A 13,078-nucleotide genomic window follows, 5' to 3' on the forward strand; every position below is an offset into this window, starting at 1 on the left:
AGGCTGGGGCGCGTCGAACGGGTTCGCGTAGCGCATGGGCGCCACGGCATTGAACGGCGAGGCGTCCGACACCGGAGCCGGCGTCAGCATCGCGCCGCGCGCGGGCATCTCCAGCACCTGCACGCCCGAGTTGGAAACCATCGTGTGCGAGGACGGCGGCGCCGCGAAGACGCGGGCGGACTCGTCCATGTGGCGCGACGGGGGCGGGCTGTACTCATCCCCACCGCCGAACGACGTGGGCAGTGACGGAGCGCTGGCCGGAGTACGGCCACCGGCGTGGATTTCATCCAGCACCAGGGTCGGGTCCTTCAGCACGCACAGGCGGCGCACCATGTTCTCCAGCTCGCGCACGTTGCCCGGCCACTCGTAGTCGGTGAACGCGTGGAGCACCTCGGAGGGCAGCTCGGACACGTTCGTCATGAAGCCCTTGCCGTACTTCTTCAGGAAGTGGTCGGTGAGCGGAACCACGTCCTCCCGGCGCTCGCGAAGGGGCGGCAGGCGGATGGCCACCACGTTGAGGCGGTAGTAGAGGTCCTCGCGGAAGTTGCCGAGCGCGATCTCCTTCTCCAGGTCGCGGTTCGTCGCCACCACCACGCGGCTGTCCACGCGGACGCTCTTCTTGCCACCGACGCGGAAGAACTCCTCGTCCTGCAGCACCTGGAGCAGCTTCGCCTGGAGGCGGATGGCCATCTCGCCAATCTCGTCCAGGAAGATGGTGCCCTGGTCCGCCAGCTCGAACTTGCCCGGCTTCTCCGCCGTGGCGCCCGTGAAGGCGCCGCGCTCGTGGCCGAACAGCTCGCTCTCCAGCAGTTCACCCGGCAGCGCCGCGCAGTTCACCTTGATGAACGGACGGCCATGGCGCTGGCTGCGCGCATGGATTTCACGGGCGATGACCTCCTTGCCCGTACCGGACTCACCGAGCAGCAGCACCGGCACGTCCGTGTCCGCGATGCGCTCCACCAGCGCACGCGCGCGGCGCATGGCCGGCGACGTGGAGATGAGCACGCGGGCCTCCGCGGCGGCCTCCGCGGGCGTCAGCACCACGCGGGGCGCGGGCGCGGTCGCCTGACGCTCCGGAACGCGGGTCCCCAGGGCGCGCGCGAGCACGTCCTGCAGCTCGTCGTTGCCAAAGGGCTTCGCCAGATAGTCGGAGGCACCCATCTTCAGGGCGCGCACCGCGTCGTCCGCGCCCGACAGCGCGCTCAACACGATGACCGGGGCGTTGCCGCCCGTGCTCCGGTAGCGGCGCAGCACCTCCAGGCCACTCATCTCCGGCATCACCACGTCCAGCAGCACCGCGTCGAACGAGCCGCCGGAGAGCATCTCCAGCGCCTGCGAACCGCTTGACGCACAGCGCACCTGGTACCCCGAGCTGCCCAAGAGCTCGGACAGGAACGTGCGCACCGACTCCTCGTCATCCACCACCAGCACCGCGATCCGATCCATCCCCACGCCTCCGCTCGCCCTGTGCATCAAACCCTCGTGAACTGAATCAAACCGACATCAAGCGGACCGGACCGGCCGCCCGCCGAAGCTCTCGTGTACGCCTCAAGGTCTGCAGTGCCGCGCTCAGCAACTGGGTGGGAGCCCCCACCGTGTCCGGGAAGCTCACCGCCCCCAGCTCCAGCGCCGTGCGCACCACCCGACCCTCCATCTGGAACCGGGCGGCCTCGAACCGGGCCTCCACCCGCGCCAGCACCTCCGGCACCGCCTCCGCGGGCGTGCCCGGCAGCAACATGGCGAACTGACTGTCCCCCACCCGTGCCACCGCGTCGGCCTCGCGCACCGTCTGTCCCAGCACCACCGCGCTGTAGACGAGCAGCCGCTCCGCCATGCCCTTGCCGTGCTCCTTGCGAAGCGCGCTCCACCCCGTCACCTCCGCCGCCACCACCGAGAACGTCCCGCCGTAGCGCTCCGTGCGGCGGGCCTCCAGCCCGATGAGGGCCAGCAGGAACGGCCGGTTGTAGAGGCCCGTCACGGGGTCATGCAGCGCCAGCGCCGTGCCGGCCTCCTCCCCCGCCGCCACGCGCTCCACCGACTGCTTCAGCCGCATCTGCGCGTGCAGCTTCATGGACAGCTCCGCGCCATCCACCGTGCGCGGCACCACGTCCACGCACTGCCCCTTCTCCACGCAGAAGCGCCACGCGTCCCGGTCGTGCGAATCCACCAGGTACATCATCGGCACCGTGCCCTTGCCCACCTGCCGCAGGCGCCGCGCCGTCTGCACCGCCGCGAAGTCCGGCGGCTGCGCGGCCAGCAGTACGGCATCCGGACGGATCACCTCGAACAGGGGCACCGCCGCGTCGAAGCGCGTCAGGGGCACCACGCGGAAGCCCGCCTCGCCCAGCAGCGTCCGGGTCCGCTCCAGGTCCTCCGCACGAGGCTCCACCAGCAGCACCGTAGGAGGCTGGCCCGACTTTCCCGCTCGCTTGCGCTTCACACCCACCGCCGTGCCCTCCTTTCCAGCATTTTCTGCCCCGCCACCCTGCCCACCCGCCCAGATTTACAGCCCCGTCACTTTTGCGCCCTTCGTATCCCCTTGGATTTCTTAGGGAAGGGCACTTTGTTACCCATCCTGGCCCACGGTTTTAGCAATGGGTATGCCATTCATCACCTCGCGGATCCGGGCCTCCAGGGCCTCTGGATCCACGCGGTGCTTGAAGGCAGGCACGCCCTCAATGAGGACCACGGGGATGTCGTAACGCCAGGCCTCGAAGAGGTCCGGGCTCTGGAGGATGTCGGTGACGTAGAGCTCGAAGGGCAGCCGGGTCCGCAGCGCCTCGACCACGGCGAGCGCCTTCTCACAAAGGGAACACCGGGGTTTCGAGTAGATATCGATGCGCATGCGTTGCAGGATGGGCGCTCGATGCGCGGCGTGTGTGGTGATTTTTCGACGATGCCCCTCAAGGACCTGGTCGTCCACCTCGGGAATCGCCGGTCCACCGGCACCCTGAACGTGGAGCGGGGAGACGTGCGCAAGCAGCTTCAGCTGCGCGACGGCCACGTCATCACCGCCAGTTCCAACCAGCCCCGCGAGTACTTCGGTCAGTTCCTCATCAACCAGGGGCACCTGACGGAGGACCAGTTGGAGCGCGCCTTCACCACGCAGGCGGAGACGCACATCCTGCTGGGGAAGATCCTCATCATGACGGGCACGGTGTCCGAGGCCACCGTGCGCACGGTGCTCTCCCACAAGTTCCGGGAGATGCTGCTGGATGCCTTCACCTGGGAGGAAGGCGGCTTCGACTTCCGCGCCACGGACGTCGCGCCGGAGCTGGAGGGCCTGGACGTCAGCGTGGACCTGCTGGACGTGCACCGCGAGGGCGAGTTCCGCGAGACGGCGTGGCAGGCCATCCGCGCGGTGTTCCCCTCCGGCCGCGTGCGCCTGGAGGTGGACGAGCGCAAGCTGACGGACCGCAAGGCCGGCAGCATGGACGAGCGCATCGTGCAGCTGGCGAAGGAGGGCCTGAGCATCGACGGCATCGCGCTGGCGCTGCACGCCACGGACTTCTTCCTCTACCAGCGGCTGTACGCGCTCTACCGCCAGGACGCGCTGCGCGTGTCGGACGAGGCGCCCCTGCCCGCCCCGGAGCCCGGCTCGCACACCGTGGTGGTGGTGGAGGACGATGACGACGACGACCTGTCCTCGGGCGGCGTCATCGGCTCCGAGTCCTCCTCCGACGAGGTGCTCCAGGCCGCCCAGCTCTTCCTGGACGCGGGCAACCTGCGCGACGGCGAGGCGCTGGTGCGGCGCGCGCACGAAATCGCGCCCACCGAGCACACCGCGAAGCTCCTGCGCGACGCGGAAGGGCGGCTCCTGACGGAGCTGCGCAAGGCGCTGATGGAGCCGTCGCGGGTGCCGGCGCTGATGGTGACGCCCGCGCACCTGAAGACGCTGCCGCTCACGTCACCGGAGCGCTACCTGCTGTCGCGCATCGACGGGCGGCGGGACGTGGCCGCCATCGTGCACGTGTCACCGCTTCAGGAGCTGGAGGCGCTGAAGTTCTTCCAGGGCTTCGTGGACACGGGGCTGGTGAAGCTCACCCCGCGTCCGCTGTCCTGACGCCCCGCTTCAGTGCTTGCCGGCGGCGCCCGCGGGGGCCGTCACTTCCACCGGCGCGGGGATGCGCTCCAGCGCCAGGCGCAGGGCCTCACGGCCGAGGTAGGAGCCGCGGATGCGCCACTTGGGCTCGTTCACGATGAGCGCGGCCACGGCCACGCGCGGGTTGTCCTTGGGCGCGAAGCCGACGAACCACGAGTAGTCGCGGAAGGGCTCGCGGTCCGCGAGCGTGCCCGTCTTGCCCACGGCGTCCTTCACCTGGAAGCCTCGCTCGCGGAAGACGCCGCGCGCGGTGCCGTGGGTGACGGTCTCCTCCAGCATCCGCGTGAGCTCGTGCGCGGCGGTGGGCGTGAGCACCGGCTCCGGCTCCGGCAGGGGCATGAAGGGCTCCGGCTCCACCAGCACGGGGTCCACCCAGCGGCCCTCGTTGGCGGCCACGGAGGCCAGCAGCGCGCCGTGCAGCGGGGACAGGTACACATCCCCGAAGCCCGCGCCGGTGTTGGCGAGCGCGAAGCCGTCCTCCGGGATGTACGCGAGCGACACGTCCAGCGGCTGGGCGAATGGAATCTCGCGATTAAAGCGCAGGCGCGCCGCCATGCGCTTGAGGGCGTCCGCGCTCAGGTGCTTGCTCGTCATCTTGGCGAAGATGACGTTGGCGCTCTTGCCCATGGCCAGGGCCAGCGAATAGCAGGCGCCGTCGCGCTCGGTGTCCTCCAGCTGCCGCTCGTTCAGCCGGCGCTTGCCGCCGTGGAAGCACGCCTCGGTGTCGGGGGACACGCCGGCCTCCAGGAGCGCGCTGCCGGTGACGATCTTGAAGATGCTCGCGGCGGGGTACACCGCGCGGATGGGAAGCCCGCGAACCTCCGGCTTCGCCTCCGAGTGCTCCGCCATGGCGAGGACGCGGCCCGTGGAGGGCTCCAGCACCACCGCGGCGCCATAGGGCACCTGGTAGTTCTGCATGATCTTCGTGAGCGACGCCTGGAGGCCCGGGTCGATGGTGAGCACCTGATCCGGCGCGTTCTTGCCGCCCTTCACCACCAGTTTGTTGCCCTCCAGCTTCGCGCGGGCCACCAGGTCCTGCGCGCGGGGCAGCCCCTGGAGCTTGCCGAACGGAGGCGCCTTCTCCCGCGAGGGCACCGGCATTGGAGGCACCATGCCGGGCTCCAACGCCGCCGCGTCCTTCGCGGCCAGTGCCTCCGCCAGCGCGCGGGCGTCCACCGGGCGCGTGTCCGCGCCCTGCGCGTCGGAGGCAGGCTTGGCGCCCGACGGAGCGGCGGCCGGAGCCTGCGCGACGCTCGCGGAGGCCCCCGCGTCCGGTGAAGCCACCTGTGCGCGCTGCTCGGCCTCCACCTTCTCCACCAGCGCGCGGGCGCCCACGGGGCCCGCGTCCGTCCCCAGCGCGGTCACGGCCTGCGCCAGCGCCTGGGCGTCCGTGGGGGCGGCGGGTGACGGCGCGGGGTTCGCGTCCGGCCCGGGCGCGGAGGCGCCCAGGAGCAGCGTGAGGGGGAACAGCGGCAGGGCGGCGAGGAAGCGGCGAATCGTCATGCTTCGGGGCTCTCCTTGGGGGCAGGGAGCAGACCGCCGGGATCCTAGTCGCTGAGGGCGCGCTGTCCACGGCTTGCCTCCTCGACTGCCCTCTTCGTCAGGGAGAAACCTGGGAAGGTGACCGGAGGTCCAGTAGGGTCCTGTGCACCTTGGACGGACTCAAAGAGGCATTGGTGATCTGGGCAGCCGAGCTGCGCCGGGCCGTGAGAAGCGGCCGGGCCATCGTGCTGCTCGGGCTCTACAGCATGTTCTCCGCGCTGGTGCTGCTGGTGGTGGGCTTCGTCACCCGGGAGCTGCAGGCCCAGGTGAACGCGAAGCTCGCCGAATCCGGCGGGGACTCGGAGATGGCCACGCAGGCCGCGGAGCAGATGCGCCAGGGGGTCCTGGGCTTCCTCGCCAGCAACGACGCCGCGATGATGGAGGCGCTGGCGAAGGTGCCCATCGTGGTGCTCATCGTCTTCAAGATCACCCTCTTCTTCCTGCCCGCCTACATCGCGCTGATGGGCTTCGACCAGGTGAGCGGCGAAGTGGGTCCGCGCTCCATGCGCTACCTCACGGTGCGTGCGCGCCGCTCGTCGGTGCTGCTGGGCAAGTTCCTCTCCCAGGCCACGCTGCTGGTGGGGCTGGTGCTGGTCATCGACCTGGCCATCTTCGTCTACGCGCGCATCCTCAACGACGACTTCGCCTTCGCGACGCTGGTGCTCAACCTCCTGAAGTTCTGGAGCGCCACCATCGTCTTCTCGCTGGCGTACGTGGCCCTCACCACCCTGTGCTCCAGCCTCTTCCGCAGCCCGGCGGTGAGCCTCGTCTTCAACTTCATCCTGCTCTTCGTCTTCTGGCTGATGGACTCCGTGGGCAGAGCGGTGAGCGAGGAGAACCTGCTGCGCTTCCTGCGCTTCCTGTCCCCGTCCTACTACTCGGCCAACCTGCTGCACCCGAAGCTCGCCGAGTTCGCCGTCAGCGGCGCGGCCTATGCCGCCTTCGCGGCCGTCTTCCTCTTCGGCGCCTACGGCGTCCTGCGCGCGAGGGACCTGTGAGCGACCTGGCCATCCAGCTGACCAACGTCTCCAAGCACTTCGGCCCCAAGGTCGCCGTCAACAAGGTGAACTTCCAGGTCCAGAAGGGGGACGTCTTCGGTCTCATCGGCCCCAACGGCGCCGGCAAGACGACCACCTTCTCCATGATGTGCGGCTACCTCTTCCCGTCGGAGGGCTCGCTCCAGGTGATGGGCGTGTCGCCCTCCACGCCCGGCGCCCTCAAGGGCCGCGTGGGCGCGCTGCCCCAGGACGCGGTGCTGCCCCCGGGCTGGGAGGTGGGCGCGCTGTTGATGTACTGGGCCCGCCTGTCGGACCTGACCCAGCCGGAGCACGAGGCCCGGGGCGCCCTGGAGAAGGTGGGCCTGATGGAGGCCTGGAAGGTCCAGACGCAGGCGCTCAGCCACGGCATGGCCAAGCGCGCCGCCATGGCCCAGGCCTTGATGGGCCGCCCGCCCCTCGTCCTCCTGGATGAGCCCACCGCCGGCCTGGATCCGCGCATCGCCGCGCAGGTGCGCCAGGTCATCAAGGACATGAAGGGCACGCAGACGGTGGTCGTCTCCAGCCACAACCTCCAGGAGCTGGAGGAGCTGTGCGACGCCGCCGCCATCCTCGACAAGGGCTCGCTCGCGCAGGCGGGCACCATGTCGGAGCTCACCGGCCAGGGCGCCGAGTTCCGCGTCCAGATTGCCCGGGGCGACGTCATCATCCCCGAAATCACCTCCCTGACCGGCGTCACCGACGCGCGCATGGAGGGCCCGGACGTGCTGCGCGTGCGCTTCGACGGCCAGGCCCACAAGGCCGAGGAGGTCATCAGCCGCACCGTCGGACACCTCCTCCAGCATCAGGTGCTCATCCTCGGCGTCAGCCGTGGCCGCCGCCTGGAGGACCGCGTCCTTCAGCTGCTGTAGGCCCACGCCCCACGCAGGCTCACCCCGCCTTGCGCACCCAGCCCACGTAGTGGGCGCCGCGGCGCTCCATGCGGACCAGCTCGTTGCCCGTCGCGTCGCACCACGCGGGCAGGTCCGCCTCCAGCCCGCGGTCGGTGGAGACCAGCTCCACCAGCGTCCCGGGCGGAAGGCGGCGCATCGCCTTGGCGATCTCCAGGATGGGCACCGGGCAGAGGGCTCCGGACGTATCCACGCGCACACCGGCTTCCATGGCCGCGCATCCTGTCACCGAGCCTGGAACAGCGCCTGTCAAAGTGACACGGCACGCGCAGTGAGAGGGAATTTTGGTCCACCGCGCGTCGTTGTCCGCCCCTTCGAGGCCTCTGGATTCGTGGCGGACGCAGGCGGTCATCGCGGCTTGCGTGTCTGGAATTCCCTCTGTTAAGTACCCCGCCCTTTCCCTACCCAGACACCCGCTTGGGCCCCGGAGTCGGACCTATGGCGCAGGAGCATTCCCAACCCATGAAGCCCAATGTCATCGTGGCCTTGCTGGTCGGCCTGGTGCTCGGGTTCGTTGGCGGCCGTGCCGCCAGCGGCTCGAAAGCCACCACCCCCGGCAACACGCCCACCGTCGCGCAGGCGGCCAACAAGCCCGCGCGCGCCGTGGATCCCACCGTCTTCAAGGTGCCCGTCGACGGCGCTCCCACGAAGGGCAGCGCCAACGCGCTCGTCACCCTCGTGGAGTTCTCTGACTACGAGTGCCCGTTCTGCAGCCGCGCGGACAAGACCATCGAGCAGCTCCAGAAGGACTACGGCAGCAAGCTGCGCGTGGTGATGCGCCAGAACCCGCTGTCCTTCCACCCGCACGCCAAGCCCGCGGCCCTCGCGGCGCTCGCGGCCGGTGAGCAGGGCAAGTACTGGGACATGCACAAGCTCCTCTTCGACAACAACAAGAAGCTGGATGGGGAGAGCCTGGAGGGCTACGCCAAGCAGATTGGCCTGGACGTGGCGAAGTGGAAGGCGGACATGGCGGACGCGCGCCTGTCCAGCACCATCGACAAGGAGCAGGCCCTGGCCCAGCAGTTGGGCGCCAGCGGCACGCCGGCCTTCTTCATCAACGGCCGCTTCCTCTCCGGTGCGCAGCCCATTGAAAACTTCAAGGCCCTCATCGACGAGGAGCTCACCAAGGCCGAGGGCCTGGTGAAGAGCGGCGTCGCGCCGTCGCAGGTGTACGCGCGCATCATCGAGAAGGGCGTCGAGCGCGCCCCGGCCCGCGCCCAGCAGCAGGCGGAGCCCCCCGCCGCCGCGAAGAAGGTGGACGTCCCCGCGGACTCCCCCGCCATGGGCCCGGCCACCGCGAAGGTGACCATCGTCGAGTGGTCCGACTTCGAGTGCCCGTTCTGCAGCCGCGCGGTGCCCACCATCAACAAGATCAAGGAGACCTACGGCAAGGACGTGCGCGTGGTGTTCCGCCACCAGCCGCTGCCCATGCACTCCCACGCGAAGCTCGCCGCGCAGGCCTCCATGGCCGCCCACGAGCAGGGCAAGTTCTGGGAGATGCACGACAAGCTCTTCGCCAACCAGCGCGCCCTGGAGCGCGGTGACCTGGAGAAGTACGCCCAGGAGCTGGGCCTGAACCTCAACAAGTTCAAGGCCGACCTGGAGTCCAGCAAGATCGCCGCGAAGGTGGACGCGGACTCCTCCGCGGGCAGCGCGGTGGGTGCCAACGGCACGCCGGCCTTCTTCATCAACGGCCGCTTCCTCTCCGGCGCGCAGCCCTTCGAGGCCTTCAAGCCCCTCATCGACCAGGAGATCGCCAAGGCCGACAAGGCGCTCGCCGCCGGCACCAAGGCGGAAGACCTCTACGCCAAGCTGAACCAGGACAACGTCAACGCCGCTCCGGCCGCCCCCGCGGCGCCCGCCGAGCCGGCGGTGCAGAAGGTGGAAGTGGGCGACGCCCCGGTGCGCGGTCCGAAGAACGCGCCGGTGACCATCGTCGCCTGGTCCGACTTCGAGTGCCCCTTCTGCAGCCGCGCCGTGCCGACCATCGAGCAGGTGGAGAAGGCGTACGAGGGCAAGGTCCGGTTCGCCTTCAAGCACCAGCCCCTGCCCTTCCACCAGAACGCGAAGCTCGCCGCCGTGGCCTCCATGGCCGCGAACGAGCAGGGCAAGTTCTGGCAGATGCACGACAAGCTCTTCGCCAACCAGCGCGCGCTGGACCGCGCCAGCCTGGAGAAGTACGCCCAGGAGCTGAAGCTGGACCTGCCGAAGTTCAAGGCGGCCCTGGACTCGGGCAAGTTCGACAAGCAGATCGAGGCGGACATGGCGGACGGCTCCGCCAAGGGCGCCAACGGCACCCCGACGTTCTTCATCAACGGCCGCACGCTGGTGGGTGCGCAGCCCTTCGAGGCCTTCAAGAAGGTCATCGACGAGGAGCTGAAGAAGGCCGGCGGAGTGGTGGCGGCCGAGGCGAAGTAGTCCTCTTCCCCCGCTCCTGAAACGCATGAGGCCGTCGGCTCCCACAGCGGGAACCGGCGGCCTTCGTGTTTCCAGCGGGTACGGCGTCCGCGTCAGGAGACGGCGATGGCGTCGATCTCCACCTTGGAGCCGCGCGGCAGCGCGGACACCTGCACGGTGGCGCGCGACGGCGGGGCGCCGGTGAAGGCGCGGCCGTACACCTCGTTCACCTTGGCGAAGTCGCCCAGGTCGGTGAGGAAGATGGTGCAGCGCACCACGTGGGAGAAGTCCAGGCCGCTGGCGGCGAGCACGGCCTTCAGGTTCTTCATCACCTGCTCGGCCTGCGCGACGACGTCACCGGGGACGATCTCCATCGTCTTCGGATCCAGGGGAATCTGGCCGGACAGGAACGTCATCTTCCCGGCGTCCACCTGCACGGCCTGGGAGTAGGGGCCAATCGCCTTGGGGGCGTCGTCCGAGTGGATTGCCTTGCGCGCCATGCAGCACACCTCGCGTTGAGGCGGCCCCCATGAAGCGGGGCCGCGGGTCCGCCGCGCGCTGTAGCACAGGCCGGGGCTAGATTCGCTCGACCGAGTAGACGCCCGTCAACCGCTCGATGGAGCGCATCAGGTCCGTCAGCTGCTTGAGGTCGGAGATGGTGACCTCGAAGGTGTTCACCGCCCGGTCATCGCCGGTGGCCCGGCAGTTCGCCTGGGAGATGTTGACGCTCTTCTTGGAGAACGTGTTGGTGATGTCCGCCAGCAGGCCCGGCCGGTCCGCCGTCAGCACGCGCAGCGTCACGGGCCGCTTGAAGTCGCCCTTCACGTCCCAGGACACGTCCACGCGCCGCTCGGGGTCCGTGGCCAGGGCCTTCTCACAGCCCACCGTGTGCACCGTCACGCCCCGCCCGCGGGTGATGAACCCCGCGATGGGGTCCCCGGGAACGGGGTTGCAACAGCGCCCGAAGCGCACCAGCACGTCGTCCACGCCGCCAATCTGGACGCCGCTGCGGCTGTTGCGCCCCACCAGCCGCTTGGCCAGGTCCGTCATGCGCGACAGGCCCGGCAGCATGGAGGCGTTCGCCCCCGTGCCACTGCCCGGCCCGTTGCCGTCCGTGGGACGCGGAGGCGGCTCCGCCTGCGCCAGCTTGTCCTGCGGCACCAGCCGCTGCACCAGCTGCTGCGGCGTCACCTTGCCGTAGCCGATGGCGACCAGCAGGTCGTCCTCGACGCGGAAGCCCAGCTCCTCGGCGACCTTCTTCACCTCGCCGGAGCGCAGCAGCTTGTTGAAGTTGAGCTGGAAGCGCTTGAACTCGCGCTCCACCAGCTCGCGGCCCAGCTGCAGGCTCTTGTCGCGCTGCTGCTGCTTGATGAAGCCGCGGATGCGCTGCTGCGCGCGGCTCGTCTTGACGAAGGTGAGCCAGTCCTTGGACGGGTGCGCCTGGGGGCTGGTGAGCACCTCCACCGTGTCGCCGTTCTTCAGCTTGTAGCGCAGGGGAACAATCTTCCCGTTCACCTTGGCGCCCACGCACCGGCCGCCCACGTCCGAGTGGATGGCGTACGCGAAGTCCACCGGCGTCGCGCCGCGCGGCAGGCTGCGCACGTCGCCCTTGGGCGTGAAGACGAAGACCTCGTCGGTGAAGAGGTCCACCTTCACCGTCTCCAGGAACTCCTTGGGGTCCTTGAGGTCCTGCTGCCACTCCATCAGCTGGCGCAGCCAGGCGAACTTCTCGTCGTCCTTGGAGATGGGCGCGCGGCCTTCCTTGTAGGCCCAGTGCGCCGCGATGCCTTCTTCCGCGATCTTGTGCATCTCCGAGGTGCGGATCTGCACCTCCACGCGCTCGCTCAACGGACCAATCACCGTGGTGTGCAGGGACTGGTACATGTTGGGCTTCGGGATGGCGATGAAGTCCTTGAAGCGCCCCGGCACCGGCTTCCACATCTGGTGCACCATGCCCAGCGCCTCGTAACAGGAGGGCACGGACGGCGCGATGATGCGGAACGCGATGATGTCGTGGATCTGATCGAAGTCGATGCCCTGCGACTTGATCTTCTTCCAGATGCTGTAGACGTGCTTGAAGCGCCCGCTGACGTCGCCCTTGAGGCCGCGCTCCTGGAGCTTCGCGCGCATCAGGTCGCAGGTGTCCTCGATGTACGCCTCGCGCTCCTTCTTGCGCTTGTTGAGCTGCTCCTCCAGCGCGAAGAACTCCTGGGGCTTCACGTAGCGGAAGGACAGGTCCTCCAGCTCCGTCTTGATCCAGGAGATGCCCAGCCGGTTGGCCAGGGGCGCGTAGATGTCCAGCGTCTCCTGTCCGATGCGGGCCTGCTTCTCCTCGGACATGTGATCCAGCGTCCGCATGTTGTGCGTGCGGTCCGCCAGCTTCACGAGGATGACGCGGATGTCCTGCGCCATCGCGATGATCATCTTGCGGAAGTTCTCCGCCTGCTTCTCCTCCTGGGAGAGCGTCGCGGACGCGGAGAACTTGGACAGCTTCGTCACGCCGTCCACCAGCTGGGCGACCTCCGGGCCGAACAGCTCCGTGAGCTCCTCCGCGGTGGCGAGCGTGTCCTCGATGGTGTCGTGGAGCAGGCCGGTGACGATGGACGCTTCGTCCAGCTTCAGCTCCGCCAGGATGCCCGCCACCTCCAGCGGGTGGATGAGGTAGGGCTCTCCCGACTTGCGGAGTTGCCCCTGGTGGACCTTGGCCGAGTAGACGTACGCCTTCTTGATGATGTCCAGGTCGGGGTCCGGGTGGTACGACGCAACCCGCTGCAGGATGTCGTTCAGGCGAATCATCGAGGCGGTGACAATCGTAACTGCCTCAAACAGCAGGGGCAACGTTACCCTGGAACATCGCGTACCCCGCCGGGTCCTGGATGGAGCCCGGGCGCCTTGGACACGGGTCCGAGGCTTTCGTTGACCCGGCGTTTCACGCCCCCCTAGATTGGCCCTCTGCCCATGTCTCAGCTTCTGCTGTCCACGCTCCCGGTGGTCTGCCCGCATTGTGACGGCTACAACCCGCCACGCTCGGCCACCTGCGTGCTGTGCGGCCAGGCGCTGGAAGAGGCCGCCCAGGCCCCCCGCCCGGTGGC

Annotated in this window: 11 protein-coding genes; 4 read left to right on the top strand and 7 right to left on the bottom strand. The window is 69.0% G+C overall.

Annotated elements, in window-relative coordinates; genetic code table 11:
* The 3 genes from D7W81_RS33280 to D7W81_RS33290 all read right to left on the bottom strand — a co-directional run.
* Positions 1-1,446, bottom strand: a 1,446-nt coding sequence (locus tag D7W81_RS33280) for a sigma-54-dependent transcriptional regulator (protein WP_147445708.1), incomplete at its 3' end; no start/stop codon positions are given.
* A gap of 46 nt (positions 1,447-1,492) precedes the next feature.
* Positions 1,493-2,446, bottom strand: coding sequence for a GGDEF domain-containing protein (locus D7W81_RS33285; protein WP_208721561.1), 954 nt, complete (start codon positions 2,444-2,446; stop codon positions 1,493-1,495).
* A gap of 120 nt (positions 2,447-2,566) precedes the next feature.
* The gene (locus D7W81_RS33290; RefSeq protein WP_120559436.1) at positions 2,567-2,845 is read right to left on the bottom strand and encodes a glutaredoxin family protein; all 279 of its coding nucleotides are present in this window, start codon (positions 2,843-2,845) and stop codon (positions 2,567-2,569) included.
* A gap of 21 nt (positions 2,846-2,866) precedes the next feature.
* On the opposite strand from D7W81_RS33290, the gene D7W81_RS33295 reads away from it, so the two are divergent.
* The gene (locus D7W81_RS33295) at positions 2,867-4,063 is read left to right on the top strand and encodes a DUF4388 domain-containing protein (protein ID WP_120559437.1); all 1,197 of its coding nucleotides are present in this window, start codon (positions 2,867-2,869) and stop codon (positions 4,061-4,063) included.
* Positions 4,064-4,072: 9 nt separating this feature from the next.
* On the opposite strand, the gene D7W81_RS33300 is transcribed toward D7W81_RS33295, so the two are convergent.
* The gene (locus D7W81_RS33300; RefSeq protein WP_120559438.1) at positions 4,073-5,605 is read right to left on the bottom strand and encodes a penicillin-binding transpeptidase domain-containing protein; all 1,533 of its coding nucleotides are present in this window, start codon (positions 5,603-5,605) and stop codon (positions 4,073-4,075) included.
* Between the two features lie 173 nt (positions 5,606-5,778).
* Here D7W81_RS33300 and D7W81_RS33305 point away from each other — a divergent pair, with 173 nt between their 5' ends.
* Together D7W81_RS33305 and D7W81_RS33310 are read left to right on the top strand one after the other, a co-directional pair.
* Positions 5,779-6,642 (top strand): ABC transporter permease, encoded by an 864-nt coding sequence (locus D7W81_RS33305; RefSeq protein ID WP_438503388.1) that lies wholly within the window; start codon positions 5,779-5,781, stop codon positions 6,640-6,642.
* Complete coding sequence (locus D7W81_RS33310) at positions 6,639-7,550, top strand: ABC transporter ATP-binding protein (RefSeq protein ID WP_120559440.1); 912 nt, start codon at positions 6,639-6,641, stop codon at positions 7,548-7,550. The genes D7W81_RS33305 and D7W81_RS33310 overlap by 4 nt, the downstream gene beginning before the upstream one ends.
* 19 nt (positions 7,551-7,569) lie before the next feature.
* Here D7W81_RS33310 and D7W81_RS33315 read toward each other — a convergent pair whose 3' ends face one another.
* Positions 7,570-7,800, bottom strand: coding sequence for a sulfurtransferase TusA family protein (locus D7W81_RS33315; protein ID WP_120559441.1), 231 nt, complete (start codon positions 7,798-7,800; stop codon positions 7,570-7,572).
* Between the two features lie 251 nt (positions 7,801-8,051).
* Between D7W81_RS33315 and D7W81_RS33320 the strand changes: the two genes are divergently transcribed.
* On the top strand, positions 8,052-10,007 hold the full coding sequence (locus D7W81_RS33320; RefSeq protein WP_120559444.1) for a DsbA family protein: 1,956 nt from the start codon (positions 8,052-8,054) through the stop codon (positions 10,005-10,007).
* Positions 10,008-10,099: 92 nt separating this feature from the next.
* Here D7W81_RS33320 and D7W81_RS33325 read toward each other — a convergent pair whose 3' ends face one another.
* Both D7W81_RS33325 and D7W81_RS33330 read right to left on the bottom strand, forming a co-directional pair.
* Positions 10,100-10,486, bottom strand: coding sequence for a RidA family protein (locus D7W81_RS33325; RefSeq protein WP_120559442.1), 387 nt, complete (start codon positions 10,484-10,486; stop codon positions 10,100-10,102).
* A gap of 76 nt (positions 10,487-10,562) precedes the next feature.
* The gene (locus D7W81_RS33330) at positions 10,563-12,782 is read right to left on the bottom strand and encodes a RelA/SpoT family protein (protein ID WP_120559443.1); all 2,220 of its coding nucleotides are present in this window, start codon (positions 12,780-12,782) and stop codon (positions 10,563-10,565) included.
* Between the last annotated feature and the right edge of the window lie 296 nt (positions 12,783-13,078).

Origin of the sequence: Corallococcus aberystwythensis, assembly GCF_003612165.1 — a bacterium.
In the GTDB taxonomy this organism is placed as follows: domain Bacteria; phylum Myxococcota; class Myxococcia; order Myxococcales; family Myxococcaceae; genus Corallococcus; species Corallococcus aberystwythensis.

Excerpts from the sequence above, each read along its gene's own strand:
- D7W81_RS33320 (WP_120559444.1), top strand. The coding sequence starts at position 8,052 with ATGAAGCCCAATGTCATCGTGGCCTTGCTGGTCGGCCTGGTGCTCGGG.
- D7W81_RS33325 (WP_120559442.1), bottom strand. The coding sequence starts at position 10,486 with ATGGCGCGCAAGGCAATCCACTCGGACGACGCCCCCAAGGCGATTGGC.
- D7W81_RS33315 (WP_120559441.1), bottom strand. The coding sequence starts at position 7,800 with ATGGAAGCCGGTGTGCGCGTGGATACGTCCGGAGCCCTCTGCCCGGTG.
- D7W81_RS33295 (WP_120559437.1), top strand. The coding sequence starts at position 2,867 with ATGCGCGGCGTGTGTGGTGATTTTTCGACGATGCCCCTCAAGGACCTG.
- D7W81_RS33300 (WP_120559438.1), bottom strand. The coding sequence starts at position 5,605 with ATGACGATTCGCCGCTTCCTCGCCGCCCTGCCGCTGTTCCCCCTCACG.
- D7W81_RS33290 (WP_120559436.1), bottom strand. The coding sequence starts at position 2,845 with ATGCGCATCGATATCTACTCGAAACCCCGGTGTTCCCTTTGTGAGAAG.
- D7W81_RS33330 (WP_120559443.1), bottom strand. The coding sequence starts at position 12,782 with ATGATTCGCCTGAACGACATCCTGCAGCGGGTTGCGTCGTACCACCCG.